Source organism: Amphritea sp. 1_MG-2023, assembly GCF_030547545.1.
Classification (GTDB): domain Bacteria; phylum Pseudomonadota; class Gammaproteobacteria; order Pseudomonadales; family Balneatricaceae; genus Amphritea.
Map to the genome: position 1 here is coordinate 67,348 of NZ_JAUOQE010000005.1, position 25,809 is coordinate 93,156.

The 25,809-nt window shown below is 47.0% G+C and carries 22 protein-coding genes, 4 tRNA genes and 1 pseudogene; 20 read left to right on the forward strand and 7 right to left on the reverse strand.

From position 1 onward, the window contains the following. Nucleotides 1-86: 86 nt before the first annotated feature. From dndD to dndB, 3 genes are read right to left on the reverse strand one after another with little or no spacing between them, the layout of a single operon-like run. Nucleotides 87-2,075, reverse strand: coding sequence for a DNA sulfur modification protein DndD (gene dndD, locus Q4488_RS04550; protein WP_303579279.1), 1,989 nt, complete (start codon nt 2,073-2,075; stop codon nt 87-89). Next, complete coding sequence (dndC, locus tag Q4488_RS04555; RefSeq protein ID WP_303579280.1) at nt 2,072-3,616, reverse strand: DNA phosphorothioation system sulfurtransferase DndC; 1,545 nt, start codon at nt 3,614-3,616, stop codon at nt 2,072-2,074. Before dndC ends, dndD begins: the two co-directional genes overlap by 4 nt. Next, the gene (gene dndB, locus Q4488_RS04560; protein ID WP_303579281.1) at nt 3,613-4,713 is read right to left on the reverse strand and encodes a DNA sulfur modification protein DndB; all 1,101 of its coding nucleotides are present in this window, start codon (nt 4,711-4,713) and stop codon (nt 3,613-3,615) included. Before dndB ends, dndC begins: the two co-directional genes overlap by 4 nt. Nucleotides 4,714-4,981: 268 nt before the next feature. Here dndB and Q4488_RS18835 point away from each other — a divergent pair. The 16 genes and pseudogenes from Q4488_RS18835 to Q4488_RS04635 all read left to right on the forward strand — a co-directional run. Next, nucleotides 4,982-5,305, forward strand: a pseudogene (locus tag Q4488_RS18835) (sulfatase-like hydrolase/transferase); the annotation flags it as partial. 167 nt (nt 5,306-5,472) lie between these two features. Then, nucleotides 5,473-5,730, forward strand: a complete 258-nt coding sequence (locus Q4488_RS04565; protein WP_303579282.1) for a hypothetical protein — start codon at nt 5,473-5,475, stop codon at nt 5,728-5,730. A 590-nt stretch (nt 5,731-6,320) separates the two neighbouring features. Beyond that, nucleotides 6,321-6,812: a CinA family protein gene (locus Q4488_RS04570; protein ID WP_303579283.1), complete on the forward strand. Its 492-nt coding sequence runs from the start codon at nt 6,321-6,323 to the stop codon at nt 6,810-6,812. A 97-nt stretch (nt 6,813-6,909) separates the two neighbouring features. Continuing rightward, a complete protein-coding gene (gene recA / locus Q4488_RS04575) occupies nt 6,910-7,953 on the forward strand; it encodes a recombinase RecA (protein ID WP_303579284.1) in 1,044 nt (347 codons plus the stop codon). A gap of 95 nt (nt 7,954-8,048) precedes the next feature. Beyond that, nucleotides 8,049-8,507 carry a regulatory protein RecX gene (locus Q4488_RS04580; RefSeq protein WP_303579285.1) on the forward strand — a complete coding sequence of 153 codons (459 nt, stop codon included), beginning with the start codon at nt 8,049-8,051 and terminating at the stop codon, nt 8,505-8,507. A gap of 206 nt (nt 8,508-8,713) precedes the next feature. Next, on the forward strand, nt 8,714-11,266 hold the full coding sequence (gene alaS, locus Q4488_RS04585; protein WP_303579353.1) for an alanine--tRNA ligase: 2,553 nt from the start codon (nt 8,714-8,716) through the stop codon (nt 11,264-11,266). A 39-nt stretch (nt 11,267-11,305) separates the two neighbouring features. Next, on the forward strand, nt 11,306-12,541 hold the full coding sequence (locus Q4488_RS04590; RefSeq protein ID WP_303579286.1) for an aspartate kinase: 1,236 nt from the start codon (nt 11,306-11,308) through the stop codon (nt 12,539-12,541). 150 nt (nt 12,542-12,691) lie between these two features. After that, nucleotides 12,692-12,874 carry a carbon storage regulator CsrA gene (csrA, locus tag Q4488_RS04595; RefSeq protein WP_019620695.1) on the forward strand — a complete coding sequence of 61 codons (183 nt, stop codon included), beginning with the start codon at nt 12,692-12,694 and terminating at the stop codon, nt 12,872-12,874. Between the two features lie 66 nt (nt 12,875-12,940). Continuing rightward, a tRNA-Ser gene (locus Q4488_RS04600) sits at nt 12,941-13,030 on the forward strand. A gap of 4 nt (nt 13,031-13,034) precedes the next feature. After that, a tRNA-Arg gene (locus tag Q4488_RS04605) sits at nt 13,035-13,111 on the forward strand. Between the two features lie 67 nt (nt 13,112-13,178). Continuing rightward, a tRNA-Arg gene (locus Q4488_RS04610) sits at nt 13,179-13,255 on the forward strand. Nucleotides 13,256-13,315: 60 nt separating this feature from the next. Then, nucleotides 13,316-13,392 (forward strand) — tRNA-Arg (locus Q4488_RS04615). A 313-nt stretch (nt 13,393-13,705) separates the two neighbouring features. Beyond that, complete coding sequence (thiI, locus tag Q4488_RS04620; protein WP_303579287.1) at nt 13,706-15,163, forward strand: tRNA uracil 4-sulfurtransferase ThiI; 1,458 nt, start codon at nt 13,706-13,708, stop codon at nt 15,161-15,163. Nucleotides 15,164-15,429: 266 nt separating this feature from the next. Further along, nucleotides 15,430-15,672: an OadG family protein gene (locus Q4488_RS04625; RefSeq protein ID WP_303579288.1), complete on the forward strand. Its 243-nt coding sequence runs from the start codon at nt 15,430-15,432 to the stop codon at nt 15,670-15,672. 60 nt (nt 15,673-15,732) lie between these two features. Beyond that, on the forward strand, nt 15,733-17,517 hold the full coding sequence (gene oadA / locus Q4488_RS04630; RefSeq protein WP_303579289.1) for a sodium-extruding oxaloacetate decarboxylase subunit alpha: 1,785 nt from the start codon (nt 15,733-15,735) through the stop codon (nt 17,515-17,517). A gap of 13 nt (nt 17,518-17,530) precedes the next feature. Next, nucleotides 17,531-18,832, forward strand: a complete 1,302-nt coding sequence (locus Q4488_RS04635) for a sodium ion-translocating decarboxylase subunit beta (protein ID WP_303579290.1) — start codon at nt 17,531-17,533, stop codon at nt 18,830-18,832. A gap of 119 nt (nt 18,833-18,951) precedes the next feature. On the opposite strand, the gene Q4488_RS04640 is transcribed toward Q4488_RS04635, so the two are convergent. Continuing rightward, nucleotides 18,952-19,875, reverse strand: coding sequence for a histone deacetylase family protein (locus Q4488_RS04640; protein ID WP_303579291.1), 924 nt, complete (start codon nt 19,873-19,875; stop codon nt 18,952-18,954). Nucleotides 19,876-20,182: 307 nt separating this feature from the next. Here Q4488_RS04640 and Q4488_RS04645 point away from each other — a divergent pair, with 307 nt between their 5' ends. Beyond that, nucleotides 20,183-21,817, forward strand: coding sequence for a response regulator (locus tag Q4488_RS04645; RefSeq protein ID WP_303579292.1), 1,635 nt, complete (start codon nt 20,183-20,185; stop codon nt 21,815-21,817). 186 nt (nt 21,818-22,003) lie between these two features. Then, a complete protein-coding gene (greB, locus tag Q4488_RS04650) occupies nt 22,004-22,480 on the forward strand; it encodes a transcription elongation factor GreB (protein ID WP_303579293.1) in 477 nt (158 codons plus the stop codon). A gap of 43 nt (nt 22,481-22,523) precedes the next feature. Here the strand turns inward: greB and Q4488_RS04655 are convergent, their stop codons facing one another. Beyond that, entirely contained in the window at nt 22,524-23,510 is a 987-nt protein-coding gene (locus Q4488_RS04655; protein ID WP_303579294.1) for a YeiH family protein, read from the reverse strand. Between the two features lie 100 nt (nt 23,511-23,610). On the opposite strand from Q4488_RS04655, the gene Q4488_RS04660 reads away from it, so the two are divergent. Both Q4488_RS04660 and Q4488_RS04665 read left to right on the forward strand, forming a co-directional pair. Continuing rightward, nucleotides 23,611-24,492 (forward strand): LysR family transcriptional regulator, encoded by an 882-nt coding sequence (locus Q4488_RS04660; RefSeq protein WP_303579295.1) that lies wholly within the window; start codon nt 23,611-23,613, stop codon nt 24,490-24,492. Between the two features lie 141 nt (nt 24,493-24,633). Further along, nucleotides 24,634-25,068 carry a hypothetical protein gene (locus Q4488_RS04665; RefSeq protein ID WP_303579296.1) on the forward strand — a complete coding sequence of 145 codons (435 nt, stop codon included), beginning with the start codon at nt 24,634-24,636 and terminating at the stop codon, nt 25,066-25,068. Nucleotides 25,069-25,117: 49 nt separating this feature from the next. Here the strand turns inward: Q4488_RS04665 and Q4488_RS04670 are convergent, their stop codons facing one another. Together Q4488_RS04670 and Q4488_RS04675 are read right to left on the reverse strand one after the other, a co-directional pair. Beyond that, nucleotides 25,118-25,504 (reverse strand): hypothetical protein, encoded by a 387-nt coding sequence (locus Q4488_RS04670; RefSeq protein ID WP_303579297.1) that lies wholly within the window; start codon nt 25,502-25,504, stop codon nt 25,118-25,120. Next, nucleotides 25,497-25,808 carry a hypothetical protein gene (locus Q4488_RS04675; protein ID WP_303579298.1) on the reverse strand — a complete coding sequence of 104 codons (312 nt, stop codon included), beginning with the start codon at nt 25,806-25,808 and terminating at the stop codon, nt 25,497-25,499. Before Q4488_RS04675 ends, Q4488_RS04670 begins: the two co-directional genes overlap by 8 nt. Between the last annotated feature and the right edge of the window lies 1 nt (nt 25,809).

The following is a 25,809-nucleotide window of genomic DNA, read 5'->3' on the forward strand; positions in this document are numbered from 1 at the left end:
TCTCTCTTAAAATACTTTACTTAAAACCTGAGGGGGGGGGCCTTCAAGTTTTTTGATTTTGTCTATGTATCGTTGTAATTTACTGTCTACTGCTGCCAAAAATATCCTTCATTGTATTGGGAGCAACCCTGTTTGGTATCGTAATCAACGGAGAAGGCATGAGATATCTCCGGCGAAAGCTCTGTATAAAAGTCTTCGTCGACTTCTGTATCGGTCGACAAGATCAACACCTGATGGCTGGCGGTAGGGAAGTAATTTTTCACCAGCTTAGTTCTGTGTTCAGAATCTAAACGGCCCAGCGGTGTATCGATAATAATTGGTAGGCTGCGACCTGACGTGCGGCCTAAGGCTTCGAGCATTGCAATCGCAAAGATCTGTTTTTCACCGGCTGAAAGTCTCTTTTTATTAATTGAGTTCCCATGCTTATCTGTCAAGGTAACATTGAAAGTGTTAGCGTCAATGTGTGCTTGTAGATCCATATCATCTTTACGTGCTAATTTGCTAAAGCTCTTAATGAACTCCTGCTCGAGAATAGCTAGTTTTCTTTGTTTGGTACGCTCACCAAAGTCGCTGAGCATGCGACGGCTATTAACTGCTAGCTGAATTGCTTGGTTTTGGGACATGGACTTGCTGTATTTATCGTTTAGTTCGCGAAGTCGGCGAAGGTGCTCCATTGCTTCACGAAGTGATCGCTTGGCATTGTCTAGATTAATGCTGATTTCTTTATTCAGAGCGCCTTTCTTTTCTTGTAGCTCAGCTAGTTCAGCGAGGACATCGTCAAGACGAGATTGCTCTGGTGCGCGAGCGATATTTGTTGCTGCTGTTTCTAATTCCTGTTCGATCTCTTCCACGCGTTGCCCAAGCTTTTTTAACCGCACTTGTTGTTGAGGTAGAGAGTTATGGATCAGATTGTAAATATGATCATAATCACTATCAGATAGATCATGGCGAATGATTGTATCTGTTCTGTCGTCTAATAGGTCTGAAAAAGTATTTTCTATGGCCTGGTTGATATCTTTTTTGTTTGAGCCAGCGATTTGGTTGCTAAGTTCATTTCTGAGTTTTTTTAACTGCTTTTTAATGGCCTTACGCGCGACAAGTTGAGCTTTGGTGTCTTTTTCGGTTTTCAATTGTGTAAGCAAGCTAGCAATTGCTTTTGGAGCCAGTGCGAGAGGGATGGTATCGGCAAAGAGCTCTTTCATCTCGCTAGTCGCTGTATTACGCTCTTTTATCAGTAGTTCGGTTCGAAGTTCTTCCCCTTGGCGAGATTTAGCCCATGCGCCACCTAAATCGTTAATGCGCTGGTTGATGGCTTCAATATCAACTTCAACACTGCTTAGCTGGGTGCTGAGCTCATTGTTACTCGTAAGAATATTTTGGTATTCAGCGTAGCTGGCCTCGTAGCGTTTTTCGCGGGCTTTTAATTCTTGGCTAATATCTTTAGGCAGTTTGCTTTGCGTGTGGTCACGTAGGTAAATGCCCAGATCAGCGCGTAAGCGGTCAATGATATCCAGCCCAAGTAAGCGATTGATCGCATCGGCTAGAGCTTCGTTGTTTTCATCTTCGGCGAGGTCAGCAATTTTTTCACCATCGAAGAAAAAAAGGTCTGCTACGCCGATAGGGATGAGCTCATTAAGAAAACTTTGAAGCTGCTCACCGCTAAGGCCTTTTAGTAGTTCATCGTCTTTGTGAATTTCTAGATGCTCAATAACTTTTTCACCTTTTGCTGCCCAACTACGAACAACCTTGTACTCATTCAGGGAGCCATGCTTGCCGTAGGTGAAGGACAATCCAACTGAGGCTGTATAGGGAGCAAGAATGGCATCCTTAGGGCGATGAATCAGCTCTTTTAAATGCACGTGATATGCTTGAATCGTGATACTCCGGCCAAGACTTAAACGTCCATAAAGGGCTAAGCGTATAGATGTAAGAGTGGTAGTTTTTCCTGCACCATTCAGCCCACCAAATAATATAATCGGGCGCTTGTGGTTGCTTTTGTCTCGTGGTGCAAGATCTATCGAGTGTTCACCACTGAAGACACCAAAGTCTCTTAGCTTGAGTTGATTGAGTATCATGCTTTCAGTGTCTCGTATTCTTTAGTGAGTTCATCTAACTTTTCTTGGTAGCCAACATCTAGGCTCGTGTGATCAGTTTGGTGCTGATTGGCATGTAGTTTAGCTTTAATTTCTTCCAGAGAACCCCAGTCACGGTTGAGAAGAGTACCTATTTTATTGAACAAGCCTTTACGGCGACTGAGGCCATCCATGGATTGCTCTAGCTCAATTAATTTCATGACAAGTTCGTGTGGTACTTCATGCTCGCCTTCAAGACTCTTAAGCAACTCTGCATCGGCTTGAGTAAACGTCCCTGAATCTTGATCAGCCCAATTGAGTTCAGTACCGTAGACCTCTTTATAAATCTTTGGTAATGAATCTGCCCAATCAGGTTCATTTGGATCGAACATCCATTCGCGGCGAATGGCATAGAGCTCTTCCGGCTGGATGAGGGATATTTCTCGACCGCTGTCGTTGAGGTTCTTCTCGATAGTGAGTAGCTCTTTGAGCCAAGCTTGGCGCTGTTTCATCCAATAGGGACCGGGGATGGTTTTAACTTCGGTGTTGCTATCATCATCGATGGCTTTACGGGCGTACTGCACCTTGCCCGTGCGGCGCTTGAAGTTGCGGTACTGTTCTTTGTTTTCGGGGATGGTGCTGCGGTAGAGCTGATCGCGGAAATCTTTAAGCTCTTGTAGCCAATGTTCACCAGACTCAATCAGGCCTTCCATTGCCCGATCTTTGGTGACAACGGTACAGGTCCAACAGCCAAAACGAGAGTTACCACACGATGGTGTTTTGGTGTCTATGACCAGTGGACATTCGCCGGCACTGGAGCCTTTGTAAAGATCAAACAGCTCGAAGTGATCACCGCCCCACGGGGTTGGTGCCCCTAGCAGGTACATCCAGACCTCATCGAAGTTCCAGTCCTCGATTGGCATGTATGTGAAGGCACCTGGCAGAGAAGAGTGGCGAGATAGAGTTGATCCTTCAATCTTGTGCTTCGCGATGACCTGCGCCCGTGAGGCGCTTTCATCACTGCGCGCCCCTAGTACTACGACTACTTCACCAAAGCGAGCGACCTTGTCAAGAATGAATTCGCTGACCGGATCTATCTTCATTCGCTCAGTACACCAGCGAAAATTCTGTGTGGGGGCTGGGTAGCCTTTGCCTAGTAAGTTTGCCCAGAACGTTTGCTCTATCTTAGGAGTAACCTGATGAGCTGAAAATGGTAAGTTGTGCTCTTGTGCTTTTAGATTTATTTGTTTTAGCACACCTTCGAACATCTGGACTACCATAGGGGTTTCGACCAGTGTGTCGGAAGATATCACGTATACATGTTTATGCCGCTCTTCGGCGTTCAGCTTTTCTATAGCGACATAAATTAGCGACAAAATAGTGGTACTGTCTTTACCACCGCTAAAACCAATCACCCAAGGCTTGTCATCCTCTAGGTATAGGTTTTGGATCTCTTGAATGAGGTCTAGCAATGGTCTACCAGCAATAGTTGTCTGCGACAGCATTTCATCCATGCTGGGGTATAGTGGCTTTCTGATGCTCATGATGCGTTAAATTGCTCTTCTAGTGTTAGATTCTCGGCGGTTAAAGTCACACCAATATGCTGACGAATTAGGTTGGCGGTCAAGGCTACGTTGGCTCGGGCTTTACTTAGTTTACCGTACATTAATGCACGACCTTCCCATATAGTGACATTTGAGCGTGACCAGTCGATATCATTCAAGCCTTTAAGGTGTGTTTGCCATTTATCCTGGTGCTGGCTCAATAGATCTGCACCTGCACTACCCAGTGCTTGTAGTGTTACGCCGTGTGAATGAACATAATTTTGTCGTAATTCTGAAGTGCTTACTTGCTTATGTTGCGCGGCATTCCAGTCAGGAATATGTTTACACACCTCTGTCCAAAATTCAGTGGCTAAAGTTTTTTCTTCATCGCTTACCTGATCTTTCGCTGACTTTCTTAGCAGGCTGCGGTTTGCCATCTTTATACTGCTTAGTGTGAAGAGCTTAGTGCTGCGATTGGAGAGGCTTGACTTGTCCATCTCCGTTAGTCGGCGGAAGCACTCAACATTAGCAACCACATGGCGGGCTAGATCCGAACTCGGGTCACGATGATCATACAGGGTGCTCAGAGAGTCATTAGGGCGAACAGCGTATTTATTCAGATCGGCAAACATCTGCTGGCTGCGCTTAAGGTCTTCATCGACAAAGAACAATACTGGTATGTGGTCGTGCCCTAGCTCATGGGATTCCTTGATTGCTTCTTCGATGGCTGCGCGGCGGTGTTGACCGTCGTTAATTAGTATTTGAGCATCCATAGGTACGGTGAGCATTCCGAGGTTTACTCCTGGGCCAGTATCAGCCATGGGTTCGAAGTGAACCTGCTCGTCTATAGAGGCAGTGATTGCAGATAAAGTGTAACCCTGGGGGTTGTTGATTAAGTAATTAGCCATTTCCGGAATTCGAGAGCGGTTAAGAATTCTCTGAGCTCTAAGCTCAGGCGGAACTTCTTCTTCATCAAATACGAAAATTTTAGGGATCAGCCGCATTGGGCACATGGCTGTATAGCAGGGCCTACCCGCTTGAACACCACGAACTGCTGGAAAAGTGTGGCTATATTCTTTGAGCAATGTCTTGGCCATGAGCGTTGCATCCTGCGTACTTTAGTGCGAAAGGTGTTTTATAGATTATATAGGAAAAAAGACCAAAAGGAAGTCATAATTTGACTTCCTTTTGGTCTTTTAGTGCTTTATTTGGAAGTGGAAGTCAAAATAAAAAGCTTCCAATCTCTTGGCTTTCGCTATTTTTGTTCGTTCTTGGAGAAAGCGTAATCCTCTCTACATTTGTATTGTATTCTAGGTTCTTGTGATGCTCTAGTTCGCTACAAATCCTGAGTCACTAAATTTTACCTCTGACCATGGCGATATGATGGGCGAAAGAGACATGTGGTATAAAAAGAACTTCTACGAGTGGTCTTTGCGCGTGCCTCTACTTATTTGGACTCCGTTTAGTCATCAACCAGCTAGAGTGAAAAACAGCGTATCTCATCTAGATCTATTCTCTACCTTGATGGAGATGGCTGGCGCCGACTATCATCGACTGCCTCTCGATAGTGTCCGCTTGCTTCCTTATTTGGAGATCCAATCGAGGGCCAAGCTACCACTGCCTCGAGCGGAATACCTGGCTGAGGGCTCTGACTACCTCTTAGGTCGCAATGATCTGCGATCCATATAAATTTATTTTCAGCGAAAATGCACTGGCACTACTATTCAACTTAGATGACGATTCACTTGAGCAGCATAACTTGGTCTCAGAACCTGGCCATGCAGAAGTGTTGCATGCCCTGCTTAAAGAGGCATAGAGTAAATGGAACCTGGCAGCAATCAGAGAGGAGATCATTAATGATCAGAATTGCCGGCCTAGGTGAGACTGTGTCGCGCAATCTAGTGAAACAATTAATAAGTGAGCATTGGTTAGTGGGGGAAAAGAAACAGCCGCTTAGGCTTGAAGTTTCGTTTGAAGGGGGCTCTATCTTATTTCCTCATCTTTGGTCATTAAGGAGCGTTCGAGTTTATCGCAGCGGCATGAGCGGTAAAAATGGTGGTTTAGCGTTGACTGCAAATGAGGACGTGCGACAGATGTTTGTATTATTTGGTTAAGGTTTCTTAGCATATCTCTGGGTGCTATCTGGTTTTTAGTGTAGTCTGTAGTATAGGTTTTATTGTTTTTTTTGTAAAAAATCTATATTAATCAATGTATAAACACCTATGCATCATTGGCGTATGGTCGGATTTTGTCGCTTTTATCGTGTCGTTTTTATTTCTCATTTAAATTCTAGTTATATCTATATAAAACAGTATTTTATGGATGTGTTTGGGCGTTATGATGGTGTTAGCTTGCGGGTCTATATCGATCTCAGATAACGCATGAGGTTGAATCTATTCATCACTCGATACAGGGCAGGTGCTGCACCTCATTTTAAGGAGGCCTAGTGTAGCAAAACTAGCAACAAATGCTGATATCGTTTATCGATAGATGTCGCTAGCAATTAATAGCGGTTTTAGATATTTAGGTGGTTATATTCGTGATCATGGCTAGCGGTGCCTACACTTAGTGTCATTTGTATCACCGATGGGTTTTGATTCAGTCATGCGGCTATGTTTTGATGTGACTTTGAGGCGTGCTGTGAGTTAAAGCCTTTGGGTACTGAAATTGCTTGAGTTGATATAATGATTTTATGGGAGGCTGAATGGAAACCATAGCGTTGGTAAAAATGTTGGCCAAGTTGGCGCAAAGCAAAGGCATTAAAATTGCGACTGCGGAATCCTGCACCGGAGGCGGGGTGGCGCAGGAGATCACTGCATTAGCGGGTAGTTCTGTCTGGTTTGAGTGTAGCTTTGTGACCTATAGTAATGAAGCTAAGACTCAAATGCTGGGCGTGCCGAAAGAACTCTTTGTGAGTGATGGCGCGGTCAGTGAAGCAGTTGTCGTGGCAATGGCTGAAGGTGCGCTGGCGAAGAGTGCGGCAAGCCTGAGTGTTGCCATCAGTGGCGTGGCGGGTCCCGCCGGTGGAACAGCGGAAAAACCGGTGGGCACGGTGTGGCTAGCTTGGTCGATGGCAGGCTGTCAGACTGAGGCGCACTGTTTCCATTTCAGCGGTGATCGACAGACGATTCGTTCGGCGGCGATCGATGAAGCGCTAAAAGGGCTTGTAAAACAATTAAGTAAAAGTACTGTATAAAAAAACAGATTTTTTACTTGCAAACAGAGACGGCAATGATAATAATGCTGGTCAAACATACAGTATTTTAACTGCGCTGCAGAGATAGGTCATTATAATGGATGCAAATAGACAGAAAGCACTTGATGCTGCCCTGAGTCAGATTGAACGTCAATTTGGTAAAGGTGCGGTGATGAAGATGGGGGATCATCCTCGGGAAGCGATTCCTGCCATCTCGACAGGTTCGCTGGGGCTAGATATTGCACTCGGCATTGGTGGGTTACCAACGGGGCGTATTGTTGAAATCTATGGGCCGGAATCATCAGGTAAGACGACGCTAACGCTACAGGTGATCGCCGAAGCGCAGAAAATGGGTAAAACCTGTGCCTTTATCGATGCAGAGCATGCGTTAGATCCGGGTTATGCCGAAAAACTGGGTGTGAATGTCGATGACATGTTGGTGTCGCAGCCTGATACCGGAGAGCAGGCATTAGAAATTACCGATATGCTAGTGCGTTCTAATGCGGTGGATGTGTTAGTTGTTGACTCGGTTGCTGCATTGACACCTAAGGCTGAGATTGAAGGCGAAATGGGTGATTCCCATATGGGTCTACAGGCTCGTTTGATGTCTCAGGCGCTGCGTAAACTGACCGGTAATGTTAAGAGTGCCAATACGTTGGTTATTTTTATTAACCAGATCCGTATGAAAATTGGTGTTATGTTTGGTTCACCGGAAACCACAACCGGTGGTAATGCGCTTAAGTTTTATGCATCTGTACGTTTGGATATCCGTCGGATCGGCGCGGTGAAGCAGGGTGATGAAATCGTCGGTAACGAAACGCGCGTTAAGGTGGTTAAAAATAAGGTATCGCCGCCGTTCCGTGAAGCTGAATTTCAGATTATGTATGGCCGCGGCATCTATCATATGGGTGAGGTGATAGATCTGGGGGTTAAACAAGGCTTCGTGGATAAGTCTGGCGCTTGGTATGCTTATCAAGGCACCAAGATTGGTCAGGGTAAAGCTAATGCAGCAAAATACCTAGAAGAACATCCTGAGATCGCCGTTGAGGTTGAAACGGCTATTCGTGAAAAACTGTTGGCCGTGCCGGCAGCAAAAGATAAAGACGATAAAAAAGAAGCTGAACCTCAGTTAGATCTATAACGATGGGTCAGATTTAAGCATCAACTATTAAATAAAGGAGCCGTTTGGCTCCTTTTTTAGTGGCTGTTAATCAACTGTATTGAGAGGGAGGTCGAATGTACGAGACTCAGTCTGAGGCAAAAAACGCGGCTATTGGCTTATTAGCTCGACGTGAACATTCGCGTCAGGAGTTGCGGAATAAGTTATCAGCACGATGTGAATCGATCGATCTCGAAGCAGTGCTTGATGAACTAAGCGACAAGGGATATCAGTCTGATCAACGTTTTGCTGAAAGTTTTGTGCGTATGCGAGTAGGGCAAGGGCAAGGATTGATTAAAATTCGCTTCGAGTTGCAACGCAAAGGGGTCGATAACGAGTTAATCTTAAGTACCTTTGAAGCGGCGGATATCGATTGGTTCGATTTGGCGGCGGATCTATATCGGCGTAAATATCTAGCCATCTTGGCGGCTAATGATTATAAAGAGAAAGCCAAAAGGATGCGTTTTATGTCACAAAGAGGCTTTAATGCGGCGCAGATAAACTTTGCGATAGAGTCTGCTACTACAAACGAATAATGATGGGTCGTCCGGCTTAAGCCGCGGCCATGATTTTCCGGCTAAAAACGCGTTGAAATAAAAAAATTCGTAGATTTAAGCGTCTCGTTATATACTACTTCGCCATTTTTAGAGTGTTTTTTACGTCTGTTTCTAAGCTTCTGATTTGTATCGGAAACAGTGATGGTAACGGTTAGGTATTGCGAGCGATTAAATCCATGAAAAATATGACAAGTGCTGAACTGCGTCAGGCCTTTCTGGGATATTTCCAGTCTCAGGGGCATGAAATTGTAGAAAGTAGTTCACTGATTCCAGCGAATGACCCAACCCTGATGTTTACCAATGCTGGTATGGTGCAGTTTAAAGATGTGTTCCTCGGTAGTGATAAACGTGCTTATAGTCGCGCCACCACTAGTCAACGCTGTGTTCGTGCCGGCGGTAAGCATAATGATCTGGATAATGTTGGTTATACGGCGCGTCACCATACCTTTTTTGAAATGTTGGGTAATTTTAGCTTTGGCGATTACTTTAAGCGTGAGGCGATTCAGTTTGCTTGGCACTTTCTAACAGAGGTTCTGGAACTGCCGAAAGAGAAACTCTGGGTCACCGTGCATATCTCAGATGATGAAGCGGAAAAGATCTGGAAAGATGAGATGGGGATCGATCCAGAGCGCTTCTCAAAGCTGGATGAAGATAACTTCTGGTCGATGGGTGATACCGGCCCTTGTGGTCCATCGAGTGAGATCTTTTATGATCACGGTGCCGATGTGTGGGGCGGACCTCCTGGAAGCCCTGAGGAGGACGGAGATCGTTATATCGAAATCTGGAATCTAGTATTTATGCAGTTTAATCGTTCTGCTGATGGGGTAATGGCGCCGCTGCCTAAGCCTTCGGTTGATACGGGTATGGGGCTTGAACGTATTGCGGCTGTCTTGCAAGGCGTGCATTCAAACTATGAAATTGATCTGTTTCAGAATTTGTTAAAGGCGGCTTCGGTAGCGGTTGGCTGTCAAGAAACCGATACTCAGTCGTTGCGCGTTATTGCGGATCATATTCGTAGCTGTGCTTTCTTGATTTGTGATGATGTTATTCCTTCGAATGAAGGCGCAGGTTATGTGTTGCGTCGGATTATCCGTCGAGCGGTGCGTCATGGTAATAAGTTGGGTGCTACAGGGGCCTTTTTCCATACACTGGTTGCCGCGCTAACCCATGAAATGGGCGATGCTTACCCTGAGCTACAACAAAAGCAGGCTCAAGTCGAACGAGTTCTGTTAAAAGAAGAAGAGCAGTTTGCTAAGACGCTGGATCATGGCTTGCGTTTGTTAGAAGAGGTTATTGCGACTCTAACGGGGACGGAAATACCGGGAGAGACGGTGTTTAAACTCTATGATACCTACGGTTTTCCGGTCGATCTGACGGCTGATGTTGCGCGTGAACATCAATTCACGGTTGATATGGATGGTTTCGATCGCGCGATGGAAGAACAGCGTAATCGCGCCCGTGCCGCGGGCAAGTTTAATGTCGATTATAACGCTACGCTGCAGCTTGAAGGTCAGACTGAATTTACCGGTTATACTCAATTGGAGGGGGCTGCCAAGGTGGTAGCGCTGTTCTGTAATGGGGTCGCGGTTGAACAGTTAAACGCTGGTGATAACGGCATGGTGGTGCTGGATCAGACGCCATTTTATGGTGAGTCGGGCGGTCAAGTGGGTGATACCGGTGTGCTAACGGCAGCGGCTGTTGAATTCCGCGTCGATGATTGTACCAAAGAGGCTAAAAATCATCTGCATCACGGGGTGTTGACTCAGGGATGTTTAGCGGTGGGTGATACGGTGATGCCGCAGGTGAATGCGGCTAAGCGTCGTGCCACCGCGGTCAATCATTCGGCAACTCACATTCTGCATGAAGCATTGCGGCAAGTGTTGGGCGATCATGTACAGCAAAAAGGATCGCTCTGCGATGCTGAGCGACTACGATTTGATTTCTCCCACTTTGAGGCTGTCAAGCCGGCAGAGTTACAGCAAATCGAACAAATTTGTAATGAGCAAATCCGTCTCAATAGTGTCGTTCAAACCGATATTATGGATCTTGAAACGGCAAAACAAACGGGAGCTGCGGCTCTGTTTGGTGAGAAGTATGAAGATACCGTGCGAGTGTTGACCATGGGGGACGGTTTTTCCGTTGAGCTCTGTGGTGGAACGCATGCTAATCGTACTGGCGATATCGCACTGCTAAAAATCACCTCAGAAGGGGGGATTGCTGCGGGTGTGCGTCGAATTGAAGCGCTAACCGGTGCTAAGGCGCTGGCTTATATCAATGCCTCAGCGGAGCAATTAGAAGCCAAGCTGCAAGAGCAGGTAGATAAGACCCGTCAACTGGAAAAAGTAGTTGAGCAGATGAAGACTCAGTTGGCGGCAGCCAAAGGTGCCGATCTGCTGGGTAATGCGGTGAACGTGAAAGGGATTAAGGTGCTGGCAGAGCAACTTGACGGTGTCGATCCTAAAGCGCTGCGTGACACGATTGATCAGTTAAAGAATAAGCTGGGTAGCGGGGTTGTTGTTCTGGCAACGGTTGCTGACGGTAAAGTGAGCTTAGCCGCTGGCGTGACGAAGGATTTAACCAAGCAAGTGAAAGCGGGTGATCTGGTGCGTAACCTGACCGCTGCGTTAGGTGGCAAGGGTGGTGGTCGTCCTGATTTTGCTCAGGGTGGTGGCACCGATACTGACGCGCTCCCCAAGGTGCTGGAAACAGTGCAATCGTTGGTTGAAGACTATTTGTAATGATGATGGCCGTGAGGCTGATAAAGGGAATAGATAAGTATGGCCCTATATGTACAGAAGTATGGAGGAACCTCGGTCGGTACCGTTGAGCGTATTCAAGGGGTAGCCGATAAGGTTAAAGGGTTCCGTGAAGCTGGGCATGATATTGTGGTGGTGGTTTCCGCTATGAGCGGTGAGACCAACCGTTTGATTGGTCTAGCAAAAGAGATGCAGGACAAGCCTACTCCTCGTGAGATGGATGTACTGGTGTCTACCGGTGAGCAGGTGACGATTGCGCTGTTATGTATGGCGCTAGAAGCACGAGGCGTTAGTGCGCGTTCCTATACGGGTGGGCAGGTTAAGATTCTCACTGATGATGTGCATATGAAAGCACGTATTCAGGATATTGAAGTTGATGGCATGCGTGCTGACTTACAGCAAGGCCGAGTCGTTGTTGTCGCCGGTTTTCAGGGGGTTGATCCTGACGGTAATATCACCACGTTAGGGCGTGGAGGCTCCGATACCACGGGGGTTGCGCTAGCCGCCGCGTTAAAAGCGGACGAGTGTCAAATCTATACGGATGTCGATGGCGTATACACAACAGACCCAAGGGTTGTGGAAGGCGCGCGACGTATGGATAAGATCACCTTTGAAGAGATGCTGGAAATGGCCAGCCTTGGGTCAAAGGTGCTGCAGATTCGAGCCGTCGAATTTGCGGGTAAATATAATGTGCCACTAAGGGTTCTGCATAGCTTTCAGGATGGCTCAGGTACACTTATAACAACAGAGGAAGACAGTACAGTGGAAAAACCGGTCATCTCAGGTATTGCATTTAACCGCGATGAAGCGAAACTAACCGTTCTGGGTGTGCCAGATATTCCAGGTGTTGCTTCTCGTATTCTGGGGCCTATTAGTCGTGCGAATATTGAAGTTGATATGATTCTTCAGAATGTCGCGGCTGATAATTCAACTGATTTTACCTTCACCGTGCATCGTAACGATTTCGCGATGGCTCAAGAGATCCTTCAGAAAGTTAAGGATGAGTTGGGAGCTCGAGAGGTTATTGGGAACAATAAGATTGCTAAGGTGTCTATTGTGGGCGTGGGTATGCGTTCTCATTCCGGCGTCGCGAGTAAGATGTTTGATACATTAGCGGATGACAATATTAATATTCAGATGATCTCAACCTCTGAAATTAAGGTGTCTGTTGTTATTGCTGAAAAATATTTAGAGCTGGCAGTGCGTGGTTTGCACTCGGCTTTCGATCTGGACGCTGCTGATACCGTTAGTGAGTAATTTTAGTAACAGTGGCTTAGTTATTAGGCTACTGTTGTATACATATAGTGTTTAATGCAAGGTCACCCTGCGGCAGCCCATTGTTTCGCAATAACGCAAACAGGAGAGGTCAGGACTGTAGTACTTGTTTGTTACATAAGGAGATTTATTATGCTTATTCTTACTCGTCGTGTTGGCGAAACTTTAATGGTTGGTGATGACGTTACTGTTACCGTGTTAGGTGTTAAAGGAAATCAAGTTCGCATCGGTGTTAATGCGCCGAAAGACGTTTCCGTTCACCGTGAAGAGATTTATCAGCGGATTCAAAAAGAAAAAGAGCAAGACAGTGAATAATTGCTCTTTTTTGTGTTTAACCCTTTGCATTTTAAAATGAATCTTGTATTATACGCGCCGTCTTAAGGTGAGATGGCCGAGTGGCTGAAGGCGCGCCCCTGCTAAGGGCGTATAGGGGAAACTCTATCGAGGGTTCGAATCCCTCTCTCACCGCCATTTAGCGCCCGTAGCTCAGCTGGATAGAGTACCTGGCTACGAACCAGGCGGTCGCACGTTCGAATCGTGCCGGGCGCACCACTCTTCATATCGTTAATAATGATTGTTGAATGTGGTTTTTTTAAATGGAAAGACAATTTTTAGGTAAGCGCCCGTAGCTCAGCTGGATAGAGTACCTGGCTACGAACCAGGCGGTCGCACGTTCGAATCGTGCCGGGCGCACCACCTAAAAATATGTGTAGTTTCATCTGCTTGATTGTTTGACCTGCTTTATATTACCTGTACGCGCCCGTAGCTCAGCTGGATAGAGTACCTGGCTACGAACCAGGCGGTCGCACGTTCGAATCGTGCCGGGCGCACCAGCTAATATTGTTTCATCCTCTGCGAGTTTTACCTTCTTGTTTCGATCTCAACGATTCCACATTTAAGCTTGTTAGTTACGAACCCTGTGTTCGTCTTAGGCATGGCTGATCTCTATTCTGAATAGGGCCAGGTGTGTTGATTAACTGAGCATCACTACCTATTGGTCAGCGCTGTTGTACGATGCCCTCTGTTCTAACAATGCCGTGTTGCGCTATTTTTGGGTGTTATCCGTTAGCGTCGTTGTATGAATTTTGTCCCCTCTTGCTAGCAATGTATAATAGCCGGCCTTCTAATCCTGTGCAGATGTAACTCATGAAATTTATTGTCAAACTCTTCCCTGAAATCACCATTAAGAGCAAACCGGTGCGTAAGCGCTTTATTCAGCGTTTGCAATCTAACCTGCAAGTCACACTGAAACGTATTAATAATGATATTAAGGTGCGGGGATTATGGGATCGCGTTGAAGTGGAGTTACCTTCCGCCGATGCCGAATTAAGAGCGCAAGCGATTGAATTAATGACCTGTACGCCGGGCATTCAGCATATTCTTGAGGTTGATCAATATCCGCTGGGTGAGTTTGAAGATGTCTTTCAGGTGACCAAGGCGGTCTATGCTGAACAGGTTAAAGGTAAGTCGTTTGTTGTTCGCGTGAAGCGGGCGGGTAAGCATGCATTCAAATCGGTTGATCTTGAGCGTTACATTGGCGGAGGCTTATTACAGCACTGTGAGACGAAGGGGGTAGATTTACATGATCCGGAAGTCACGGTGAAACTAGAGATTCGTGATGAGCACTTATTCTTGATTTCACATCAGCATAAGGGGCTTGGCGGTTACCCTCTGGGCACGCAGGAGGCTGTTGTATCGTTGATTTCTGGAGGCTTCGATTCTGTGGTAGCCAGTTATATGACGATGCGCCGTGGCAGTAAAACCCATTTTCTATTTTTTAACTTGGGCGGTCGAGCTCATGAAATTGGCGTCAAGCAGATTGCACTGCATCTGTGGCAGAAGTATGGCAGCGCTTCGCGAGTGAAATTTATCTCGGTACCGTTCGATGAGGTGGTGGGGGAGATACTGCAGAATGTTCATCACACCCATATGGGCGTGGTTTTAAAGCGGATGATGATGCGCGCGGCAGAAAAAGTCGCCGATCGCATGCAGCTACCGGCACTGGTCACGGGTGAAAGCATCGCCCAGGTGTCGAGTCAGACATTGGTAAATTTACAGGTGATTGATTCGGTTACCTCTAAGTTGATTGTGCGGCCGTTGGTGACCATGGATAAGCAAGATATTATCGATATTACCAAGACTATTGGTGCTTATGATTTTGCCAAGAATATTCCAGAATACTGTGGTGTGATTTCTGATCGTCCGACCACCAATGCGAAGCTTGAGCGGATTGAAGAAGAAGAGGCTAATTTTGATGACGATGTGTTGGCTGCGGCATTGGAAAATACGCAGGTGATCTCAATTGATAAGATTGTTGAAGACATTAATGTGCATACAACCATCGAGGCGTTAACTCGGGTCGGTGAAAATCAAAAAATTATTGATATTCGTCATAGTCGCGAACAAGAACGTAAGCCATTGAATATGCCTAAGGCTGAAGTGTTGACGATTCCGTTCTTTGATCTTGAAACAAAATTTCAAGAACTTGATCAGGGTAGTGAATATCTATTGTACTGTGATAAGGGTGTGATGAGTCAGATGCATGCTCAGAACCTGCAAGATAAGGGTTATCTTAACGTTAAAGTCTATCGTCCAGAGGCGTAAAAGGAGGTTTTGTGCAGGTGCGTTAAGTTGTGCGAAATGACAGATTTTAGCTGTTTTTTGTAGTTTATTTACAGACGTTGGCAGCACTTTTTATCAATGAATTCTTCTTTAAGTGGTTGCCTGATAAGCATTATTCAGGTTTAATTGATGACCGTTTATTAACTGTTCATCTGTTCTGTTGCAGTTGGGTTCTCGATGCTGAGAGTCTACGGCCACAAGCTAGCAACGGACATATGGGTTTCGTACAAAGAAGGAGCACCCGTTAGATGGATAATCTAATGTCAGAAGGCCTGAGTTTGATGGTCTTTGGTATGGGATTCGTTTTCGTATTCCTAACCTTATTGGTTTTTGCGACAGGCTTTATGTCTAAGCTGATTGCAAAGGTTGCGCCTGAGGCCCCGCCTCAGCCTGTTAAGCAAAATACGGCAGTCGCTGCAGCACCCGCGTCGGAGGGTGATGAACTCATTGCCGTTATGACGGCCGCTGTACATCAGTACCGTAAGCACTGAATCTATAGCTGAAATCAATAATTTATTTAAAGAGCATTAATCGACAAAAGGCCTATATCCATGTCTGATAAAAAACCTCTTGGCATTACCGATGTCGTACTTCGGGACGGGCATCAGTCTCTGTTTGCTACCCGCATGCGCATTGATGATATGCTGCCAATCGCTGAGAAACTGGATAAAGTTGGTTTCTGGTCCCTAGAAAGCTGGGGTGGAGCGACGTTTGATTCCTGTATCCGTTATATTGGTGAAGATCCTTGGGATCGTATCCGCGAATTGAAAAAAGCGATGCCCAATACTAAACAACAGATGTTGCTGCGTGGTCAGAACCTGTTGGGCTATCGTCACTATGCCGATGATGTTGTCAGTAAGTTTGTTGAGCGTGCTGCCACCAACGGTGTTGATGTATTCCGTATCTTCGATGCGATGAATGATCCACGTAATTTTGAAACCGCTATTAAAGCGGTTAAAAATAGCGGTATGCATGCTCAAGGCACACTCTCTTATACGAAGAGTGTTGTTCACACCACGGATATGTGGGTTGAGTTTGCTAAGACGCTAGAAGATATGGGGGCTGAGTCGATCGCGATTAAGGATATGTCTGGTATCCTGACGCCTTATGATGCCTTCGATCTGGTTTCTCGTCTGAAAGCACAAACCGATCTAGAAGTTCAGTTGCATGCCCATGCGACCTCCGGTCTGTCTGATATGACCATTTTGAAAGCGGTTGAAGCGGGTATTGATCGGGTTGATACAGCGATCTCCTCGATGTCGATGACTTATGGTCATACGGCAACGGAGTCTGTTGTTGCTGCGTTGGCGGGTACTGACCGCGATACAGGGCTGGACCTCTCTCAGCTGGAAGAGATTGCGGCTTATTTCCGTGAAGTTCGGAAAAAGTACGCAAAATTTGAAGGCTCTTTACGTGGAACCGATTCCCGTATCTTGGTTGCTCAAGTACCGGGTGGCATGTTAACAAATATGGAAAGCCAGCTGCGTGAGCAGGGTGCTTCGGATAAGTTTGATGAAGTGTTAGCTGAAATTCCACGCGTTCGAGAAGATTTGGGTCTGATTCCACTGGTTACGCCGACCTCTCAGATTGTCGGTACTCAGGCAGTGATCAACGTCTTGATGGGCGAACGCTATAAAACCATTTCTAAAGAAGTTCAGGGTGTTCTTAAAGGTGAATATGGCGCTGCGCCAGCACCTTACAACGCTGAATTGCAAGCACGCGTATTGGATGGCGGAGAAGCGATTACCTGTCGTCCTGCCGATCTGCTTGAGCCTGAAATGGATAAGTTGGTGGCTGAACTGCAAGCGCTGGCGACTGAAAAGGGCATTACCCTTGCCGCTGGTGAGAACACCATTGATGACGTTCTGACTTACGCTCTGTTCCCACAAATTGGTCTTAAATTCCTGGAAAATCGCGGTAACCCTGACGCATTTGAACCCGCACCTACATTAGAGGACGCCCTAGCAATGGCTGCACCTAAGAATACTGGTCCACAGACTTACACGATTAATGTTAACGGTCAGAACTACGTTGTTCAGGTTTCTGAAGGTGGTGATATTACCGCTGCTGCTCCGGCAGCATCGGCTGCGGCACCTGTTGCTGCTGCAACACCGGCAGGTCCTGCTGAATCGGTGCCTGCGCCGCTAGCGGGCAATATCTGGAAGGTGATTGTTTCTCCGGGTCAGTCTGTACAAGAGGGCGATGTGCTGGTTATTTTGGAAGCGATGAAAATGGAAACTGAGATCCGCGCAGCGCGTGCCGGTTCTGTTTCTAGCATCGATGTTAAAGAAGGCGACACAGTTCAGGTTGGTGACAGTCTGCTGACTCTGGTGTAAGGGCGGATTCTAAATGGATAAGCTAATGGATCTCTGGCACGCGTCAGGGATATATAATATATCGTCAGGTCAGGTCTTTATGATTCTGATCGGCCTTCTGTTGTTGTTTCTTGCGATCCGCAAGAACTTCGAGCCTCTGTTGTTAGTACCGATCGGTTTCGGTGGCATTATGGCCAACATCCCAGAAGCGGGTCTTGCCTTCTCGGCGGTTGAGAACGCTATCCACTTGGGTGGCCCAGAAATGTTGCAAAACTTGGCGGCAGCATTGAATATCAGTAGTACCGAACCAGAAGCGATTAAGCATGCTTATAACGTGGCTGATGCAGCAACGCATACGGCAGCGGTTTATGCAGCTAATGATCATGGCTTCCACAACGGCATGATGTATAACTTCTACTCCGTTGCGATTGCATCGGGTGTTGCGCCTCTGCTGATCTTTATGGGCGTTGGTGCGATGACGGACTTTGGTCCGTTGTTGGCTAATCCTAAGACACTGTTTTTAGGTGCTGCTGCTCAGTTTGGTATCTTTGCAACCGTACTCGGCGCGGTGGGTCTGACCACGCTAGGCTTGATGGACTTTACCATTCAAGATGCGGCGGCTATCGGTATTATTGGTGGTGCGGATGGTCCGACGGCGATCTATGTGGCGTCTTTGTTAGCCCCTGATCTCTTAGGTGCTATCGCGGTAGCGGCATATTCGTATATGGCGTTGGTACCCATGATTCAGCCGCCTATCATGCGGGCGCTGACGTCGGAAGCTGAACGTAAGATTTCGATGGTTCAGTTGCGTCATGTGCCTAAGACTGAAAAGATCATGTTCCCGATTGTATTGCTGATTTTGGTGGCGTTACTGCTGCCTGATGCGGCGCCGCTGCTGGGTATGTTCTGTTTTGGTAACCTGATGCGTGAGTGTGGTGTGGTGGATCGTTTGAGCGATACCGCTCAGAATGCACTGATTAACATTGTCACTATCTTCTTGGGGCTATCAGTTGGCTCTAAACTCTCAGCGGATAAATTCCTAGATATTCAAACGTTAGGTATTTTGGTATTGGGTGTGGTTGCATTTGGTATCGGTACGGCATGTGGTGTACTGATGGCGAAGGTAATGAATAAGATGGCGGGTGGTAATGCTATCAATCCATTGATTGGTTCTGCGGGTGTATCGGCGGTGCCGATGGCTGCACGTGTTTCTAACAAGTTGGGTCTGGAATCTAATTCACAGAACTTCCTGTTGATGCATGCGATGGGACCTAACGTCGCTGGGGTTATTGGCTCTGCGGTTGCCGCGGGTGTGATGATCAAGTTCGTCGGCTAAGTGCTGCGAAAGTAAAAAAGGCTGCCTATGATGGGTGGCCTTTTTTGTTGCTGTTAGATTAACAAAACCGCCTTCAGGCGGTTTTGTTAGTTTTCCCTATGGCTATATAGCTGCTGCCCTTAATACCCCGCCAGCACTTCGATATGCGCCTGTACGCTAAAGGCGAGGGCAACTGGATTATAGCCTCCCTCTAACACCGATACGACACGGCCACCGCAGGTGGTGCGGGCGGCATCCACTAGTAGTTGAGTTGCCCAGCGGTAATCTTCTTCTGTGAGATTAAGGTCGGCCATCGGGTCTTCATGATGAGCATCGAAGCCTGCTGAGATAAATAGAATATCGGGTTTATGTTTTTGAATGGCAGGTAGCCATATTTTTTCTAATTTATCACGGAACACCGCGGCTCGAGTATGCGCTTCAATCGGGCAATTAATGATGTTATCACGTTGAATATTGCAATAGCGTTCGGGGTAATAGGGGTGTTGGAAGGTAGAACACACCAGTACTTCGGGCTTGTCTTTGAAGATATCCACCGTGCCATTACAGTGATGGACATCGAAATCGACAATGGCAACGCGATTGACATTGGGTTGTAACAACGCATGCATGGCCCCGATAGCGACATTATTGAAAAAGCAAAACCCCATGGCGGCATTGTGTTCGGCATGATGGCCAGGCGGACGCACGGCACAGAAGGCATTATCGACTTTTTCGGCGAGTACCTGATTGGTGGCTAAGATGGCTGATCCGGCCGCCAGGCTGGCGGCATGTAGTGAATCGGGACAGAGCGCGGTATCGTCATCGGCATAGAAAACGCCCTCCGTTGGTAGCTTCATTTCTAGGCGCTTTTGATGCAGATTGGCATGTGCCAGTTGGATCTGTTCAGGAGTGACATGGACCGATTCCATCTGCCTAAGCTGCTCAATCAATCCGGTTTTCTGTAGCACTTTCTGAATGGCTAGCAGGCGGATAGGACTGTCGGGATGTTCCGGCCCCATATTGTGCAGCCCGTGGTCATGATGAGTAATAAATGCGGTAGTCATAGCAGATCAGATTCTTTTATTTATAGTAAGTTTACTGGAATAACACTGCGGCAGCGCTTAGTCAAAAGTTGTAGGTAATAAATACTAACCTGAGTGAGCGTTGACCTAGGTCAGTAACTCTCTGGATGGAAGTCTATACTATGTTTGTCACAGCATAGAACTGTATTTGGCACCGCGTGTTTCACCCTACGCTCGGTGCTTTTTTTTTGTCTGACGAAAACAGATCCCTTTTTTGTGTGTTTTTCCTTCCTCCATAGCGACGTGGCTTTTATACTTGATTCAACTCTTTTTTTATACAAGGTAAGTCGTGGTCGCTGTCCGCAATAATTCAACTGGTAGCCAAATTGATTATTCAGAAAAGCATGTTCTGTTAATCGATAGTAGCGGAAATATGCGTGCAACAATTTATTATATGTTGCGTGAGTTGGGTATTAACAATGTGAAAGCGGTGACCATTAATAAAAAGGTTATCCCGCTTATCGCTCAAAGTGATTTTGATATCATTCTGCTGGGTCATAATGCCAGTGATAGTGTCACGGGAATACAGATATTGGAAGAGGCTCGCTTTCGTGGCTACATTAAACCCAGTGCCGCGTGGGTCTGTATGACGAGTGATTCCTCTCAAGAAGTGGTTCTCCATGCGATCGATAGTCACCCCGATGATTTGATTAGCAAGCCTTTTTCGATTGAAGAACTGAAATATCGACTCGATCAAATTATGCGACGTAAGCAGGCGCTACGTCCTGTCGATTTGGCGATTGAGTCGGACGCCAAATATCAAGCTTTGCAGATTTGTGAAGCGCTGATTGATCGACAACATCCTGAATATAATCATCTGCAAAAAGTGCGTGGCAGCTTACTGCTTGATTTAGGTGAGTATGAGAAGGCTCGCGAGCTGCTGGATAGTATTTATTGGCAGTCGAGAGATAAAGAAGCGGGGCTGTATCTGTGCAGGGCATACTGTGGTTTGGATGATCTCAGCGCGGCAGAGCAACTGCTGCAAGAACTGATTACCGATAACCCCTTATTGATCGCCGCGTATGATCTGTTAGCGGTGGTGCATGAGAAAATGGGGGATCTGGTTCAGGCACGGGAAACGCTGAAAGAAGCGACGACTCGTGCGCCTTTGGCCGTCCCTCGGCAGATGGAGTTAGGCCGTGTAGCGGTTCAGACACAAGCGCTAGATTTAGCCAAAGGCGCCTATCGACGCTCCATCTCATTGGGGCAACATAGTTGTTATCGTTCGGCCGAGCCGTATCTTAAGTTGGCCAACCTGCGGCGGATGGAAGTAAAAAGCAGTGATGTCGCTACCCGTGAACAGATTGATCGTGAAATCGATGGTCTGCTGATTAATGCGCGCAAACAGTTTCCTGCAGACCGACAAGCGGAGGTGCGGGCTTTTTTGATTCGCAGTCAGTTAGCCGAAGATTTAGGGGATGATCAAGAGAAAGAGCGCTTCCTGCGTGATGCGAAATTAATTAATCGTGAGTTGGAAAACCCAATTGATCTTGATCGTGAACAGCTAGTGATGTCGGGCGAAGCGCTGCCGGTGCTGGAGAAAGCTCAGCCTATTGCTCATCAGGAAGATGCTGAGGTTAAACAGCTCAACCCTGATATGAGCGATAAAGCCAATCGTCTGGGGATTAAGCATTACTTGTCAGGCAAACTGGGTTTAGCGATTAAATCATTTGGTGCGGCGGTTGATTTTGATTTTAATAATCACGCGGCGGTATTGAATTTGGCTCAGCTGTTTTTGGAAACCGCGCGAGATGATCATGAGCGGCGAGAAGGGCGGCTGAAAATGGTCGATCGTTATCTTAATCTGATCGAGCTGACGGTGATGCCCCCCGAGTTGAATGATAAAAGACGATTATTGCAAAAATATCGGACGCTACCGTTGGATCAATTACCGCCATCTTCGTTAGGCCCGTTGCTCAAATAGCGTGATTTAATCGACCTCAGGTTATCCCTGCTGTGGATAACATGCTAACGGCGGTTAATTAACTTTTGCAGTTGATAACACTCTCTGCTGGGCGCGCGATGGGGCCCCATGCCGTTTCAGGTAGCGTAGCAAACATAGAGATTGTTTATTGTGAGTAGATCAGCGATGGCGAGGGTATGTTGGTAGATGAAAGCACGATTAATCACACCGGAAGGCTATGATAAGCTGAAAGCCGAACTCGATTATTTGTGGCGTACAGAGCGCCCAGAGGTGACGCAAAAAGTGACTTGGGCGGCAAGCTTGGGTGATCGTAGTGAAAATGCGGACTATCAATATAATAAAAAGCGTTTAAGGGAGATCGACCGTCGGGTTCGCTATCTACGTAAATGTATTGATGAGTTAGGGGTTGTACATTATGCCCCAGAGCAAGAGGGTAAGGTCTTCTTCGGTGCATGGGTTGAGATTGAGAATGATGCGGGTGACGTTAAACGTTTTCGCATTGTGGGCTACGATGAGATTTTTGAACGTAAGGATTACATCTCTATCGACTCACCGATGGCCAGAGGTCTACTGAAAAAAACCATCGGAGACGAGGTAGTCATCCGAACACCCGCCGGTGAGGCGTATTGGTATATTAACCAGATTGACTACCGGCATGCTTAAGTGCGCTTTGATAGGTGACTGATAACCCGTCTATGGGGCATTTTTAAAGGCCTATCAGTAGTCGATTTAGCGCATAACCACCTAATATTAATACGATAAATAAAATGAAAGCCAGCAGCATCGGTTTAGGGCCTGCTTGCTTAATCGTCAGCCAACGGGTTTGTAATCCCAATGCCGCCATCGCTAGGGCTAAGCTGAATTGGCTCGTCAGTTTTAGCACATTGATAACCGCATCAGGCAGTATCATGAGGCTGTTGACGGCGGTGGCTGCAATAAAGCCGAACACAAACCATGGAATGACGACTTTCCCTTTGCTTGTTAGATCGCCACCGAGGCTACTTAGGCGCGAGCTGAGCAGTAAAATAAAGGGGGCGAGCATCATGACGCGAATCAATTTCACCACCACCGCGGTTTGCAGGGTTTCAGGACTGATTGATTCCCCTGCCGCTACGGCTTGAGCTACTTCATGCACGGTGCTGCCGATATAGATACCAAATGCTTGCTCGCTCATTCCAGCAAACTGATAGATCAGTGGATAACTAAACATCGCCAATGTGCCAAATAGCACCACGGTAGCGACGGCGATGGTGACATGTTGCTGTTTTGGTTTGAGGACAGATTCGGTCGCCAGCACTGCGGCAGCACCACAGATAGCGCTACCGACCGAGGTGAGCATGGCGACATCTCGGTGCAGTTTGAAAACCTTGATGCCGACCCAGGTGCCGAGACAGAAAATCGTCATGATCATGAGTGCATCTAACAGCAGTGCCTGCCAGCCTACGGCAAAGATCTGTTCTAGGCTCAGGCTGAAACCAAATAAAATGATACCCACTCGTAGTAGGCGTTGCTGACAAAAAAGGCTAACACGTCGATCGTTATGGCTTTGAGGGCGATGATCAAAGTGGCCCCAGACCATACCCATCAAGATGGCCAAGGGAAGGGCGCTTAGGCCGAGTTGTGCAATGGGATCTAAGCTGGCAAGACCGAGGGCAAGAGCGGCAATGAGAGGTAGTAAAATAATGCGTGGCATGGTTGCAGACCATCTTGATGAGTGACAGGGCTATCTTCTAATGTTATTAATGTTTAGTAAAATGGATGTTTTTAACATTAGATATAAGAAAAACCGAACAATGGCGATTTCATTAAGGCAATTAAAAATATTTGAAGCAACTGCTCGACTGGGACGCCTCACGGCGGCAGCCGATGAGCAGGCGTTGAGTCAGTCAGCGGCGAGTCAGGCGTTAAAAGAGTTAGAATCGATGCTCGAGTATCGACTGTTTAGTCGTATCGGTCGTGAGTTAGAGATAACCGATGCCGGAGAGCTAGTGTTACCGCGCGTGCGAGATATCTTGGCTAATATCAATAGCCTGAAAACACCTTATAGTAGCGGGGTGAGTGGCCCCTTAAGAGTGGCTGCGAGTGTCACGATTGCCTGTTATTTGTTTCCTCAGCTCATGTCAGATTTCTTAGCTTGCTATGCCGATGTTGAACCCGATCTGCAGATCGCTAATACTCAGGGGGTGATTGCGCGATTAGAGAAAGGTCAGGCGCATATCGGTCTGATCGAAGGGCCTGTGTCGCATCATCAGTTACAGATCATTCCTTGGCAGCGAGACCATCTACAGGTGTTTTGCGGCAGTTCTCATCCCTTAGCGCAGGAGGGTATTTTAACCATTGAGGCCATGAGTCAGCAGCGTTGGATTTTACGCGAGCAAGGGTCGGGCACGCGAGCGGTGTTCGATCGGGCGATGCATCAGGCGGGCGCTCATATCGGGGCGGTGATGGCTTTGAATCGTCAAGAAGCGATTAAACGCTCGGTGAAAGCGGGATTAGGTTTAGGCTGTTTGTCTCAATTAGCAGTTGCTGATGAGTTACAGCGGGGTGAGCTGGTGGCCTTGCAGACACCATTGTTATTATCACGGCAGATGTCGGTAGTGATGCCCTTGGACCTGCATAGCAACCCTTTGGTGCAGGCGTTTATGGAATTTTTGTCGCTACCGGTTCGAAATTGAAATGCGATTAATTCGATGCACTATCAGGGGGATCGCTACACGACGGCTCTACGCTGATTAAGGCTCACAAATACCTAAAGAATTTTGCCTGTCAGCCGATCTATAACAGACTCTATTTTAACCCTGATGTGTGGTTGTTTGATGCAGATAGAAAGGCTTGAACAGTTAGAACAGCGAATCGAGAATTACACCTCATCATTGACGCAAGCGGTCAATGAGGGACGGGGTGCGCAATTCTCGATGTTGTTGAGTCTGATCAATACAACCGAATATCAAACGCAAAAAAACACCGTATCGAGCAGTGATTTTAGTTTGCCGGCGGATCTGTCAGCGGCCTATCCTGATCCTGATTCGTTGTATACTGACGCGCTGACTGAACGTTTAAATCAGGCGGTAGTGGGGGCGAAGCGAGGGGACTTGGCGTATTTGCTTAGTCATCTCGATGTCCAAACACATACACCTTCGCGTACGGTTGCCGTGAGTGATAATTTTGCCAAGATGGGCTTGGCATCGGCAGGGCGAATGATGTTGGAAGAGATTGATCGCTCGGGGCGACAGTTGAGTGCTCGGGCTTAAGCAGTGTTGTTAACGGCTTTCTATTACATCACCGATTGACGCCTAAGCATTAGGTTTGCCAATTAATTTTTTCGACATTGCCGAGTTCTACTTTCCACCATTCATCGGGATCCTCTCCGGCGGTCCAGCCACTCGCGATACAGCGAATTTGAGTCTCTAATTCACGGGCTGCTTGTTCTGCACAGTCGAGATCTTTGATCCATGGGGTTTGATCCGAGTTAAACCACACACTCGTCCAGGCCTTGCCTGAGACTTTTTCGTGAATCATGATGGGTATTTCTGCGCCATCCATCATGCCAATGAAGTGATGTACTTGACCCTGATCGTATTCGCGTTTAAATGTGCTACAGGTGTGCTCCAGCCATTGACAGATCCGCTCGAGTGAGCGGTCTTTAATATAGATCTCAATATCGGGGTGACGTTGCGTTTCAGTCATGATGAGCGTCTGTGTTGTTGGATTGAATGTCGGTTAATAGAAAGCGAAAAACTCTCAGAATGCTCAGGCTAATATAGCCGAAGGCGGCAATAATTGCGCCGCCAATTAATAGAATTAGGCCGATTAAGGCGATAATTTCTCGTTGCATGCTGTCGGCTAACAGAAATTGAGCCATCACTAATGTGATAAAACCGAGTATAAACAGACCTAGGCCGCTCATGAGTATGGCTAAATTTTGCTTAATATTATCGGCGCGATGGATTAGACGTAAGCGGAGTCGTTGTCTTAGGCTGCGGTGACGCATG

Excerpts from the sequence above, each read along its gene's own strand:
- recA (WP_303579284.1), top strand. The coding sequence starts at position 6,910 with ATGGATGCAAATAGACAGAAAGCACTTGATGCTGCCCTGAGTCAGATT.
- dndB (WP_303579281.1), bottom strand. The coding sequence starts at position 4,713 with ATGGCCAAGACATTGCTCAAAGAATATAGCCACACTTTTCCAGCAGTT.
- Q4488_RS04580 (WP_303579285.1), top strand. The coding sequence starts at position 8,049 with ATGTACGAGACTCAGTCTGAGGCAAAAAACGCGGCTATTGGCTTATTA.
- Q4488_RS04660 (WP_303579295.1), top strand. The coding sequence starts at position 23,611 with ATGGCGATTTCATTAAGGCAATTAAAAATATTTGAAGCAACTGCTCGA.
- greB (WP_303579293.1), top strand. The coding sequence starts at position 22,004 with ATGAAAGCACGATTAATCACACCGGAAGGCTATGATAAGCTGAAAGCC.
- Q4488_RS04670 (WP_303579297.1), bottom strand. The coding sequence starts at position 25,504 with ATGACTGAAACGCAACGTCACCCCGATATTGAGATCTATATTAAAGAC.
- alaS (WP_303579353.1), top strand. The coding sequence starts at position 8,714 with ATGACAAGTGCTGAACTGCGTCAGGCCTTTCTGGGATATTTCCAGTCT.
- Q4488_RS04640 (WP_303579291.1), bottom strand. The coding sequence starts at position 19,875 with ATGACTACCGCATTTATTACTCATCATGACCACGGGCTGCACAATATG.
- dndC (WP_303579280.1), bottom strand. The coding sequence starts at position 3,616 with ATGAGCATCAGAAAGCCACTATACCCCAGCATGGATGAAATGCTGTCG.
- thiI (WP_303579287.1), top strand. The coding sequence starts at position 13,706 with ATGAAATTTATTGTCAAACTCTTCCCTGAAATCACCATTAAGAGCAAA.
- Q4488_RS04565 (WP_303579282.1), top strand. The coding sequence starts at position 5,473 with ATGATCAGAATTGCCGGCCTAGGTGAGACTGTGTCGCGCAATCTAGTG.
- dndD (WP_303579279.1), bottom strand. The coding sequence starts at position 2,075 with ATGATACTCAATCAACTCAAGCTAAGAGACTTTGGTGTCTTCAGTGGT.
- oadA (WP_303579289.1), top strand. The coding sequence starts at position 15,733 with ATGTCTGATAAAAAACCTCTTGGCATTACCGATGTCGTACTTCGGGAC.
- Q4488_RS04635 (WP_303579290.1), top strand. The coding sequence starts at position 17,531 with ATGGATAAGCTAATGGATCTCTGGCACGCGTCAGGGATATATAATATA.
- Q4488_RS04570 (WP_303579283.1), top strand. The coding sequence starts at position 6,321 with ATGGAAACCATAGCGTTGGTAAAAATGTTGGCCAAGTTGGCGCAAAGC.
- Q4488_RS04675 (WP_303579298.1), bottom strand. The coding sequence starts at position 25,808 with ATGCGTCACCGCAGCCTAAGACAACGACTCCGCTTACGTCTAATCCAT.
- Q4488_RS04625 (WP_303579288.1), top strand. The coding sequence starts at position 15,430 with ATGGATAATCTAATGTCAGAAGGCCTGAGTTTGATGGTCTTTGGTATG.
- Q4488_RS04665 (WP_303579296.1), top strand. The coding sequence starts at position 24,634 with ATGCAGATAGAAAGGCTTGAACAGTTAGAACAGCGAATCGAGAATTAC.
- Q4488_RS04655 (WP_303579294.1), bottom strand. The coding sequence starts at position 23,510 with ATGCCACGCATTATTTTACTACCTCTCATTGCCGCTCTTGCCCTCGGT.
- Q4488_RS04590 (WP_303579286.1), top strand. The coding sequence starts at position 11,306 with ATGGCCCTATATGTACAGAAGTATGGAGGAACCTCGGTCGGTACCGTT.
- csrA (WP_019620695.1), top strand. The coding sequence starts at position 12,692 with ATGCTTATTCTTACTCGTCGTGTTGGCGAAACTTTAATGGTTGGTGAT.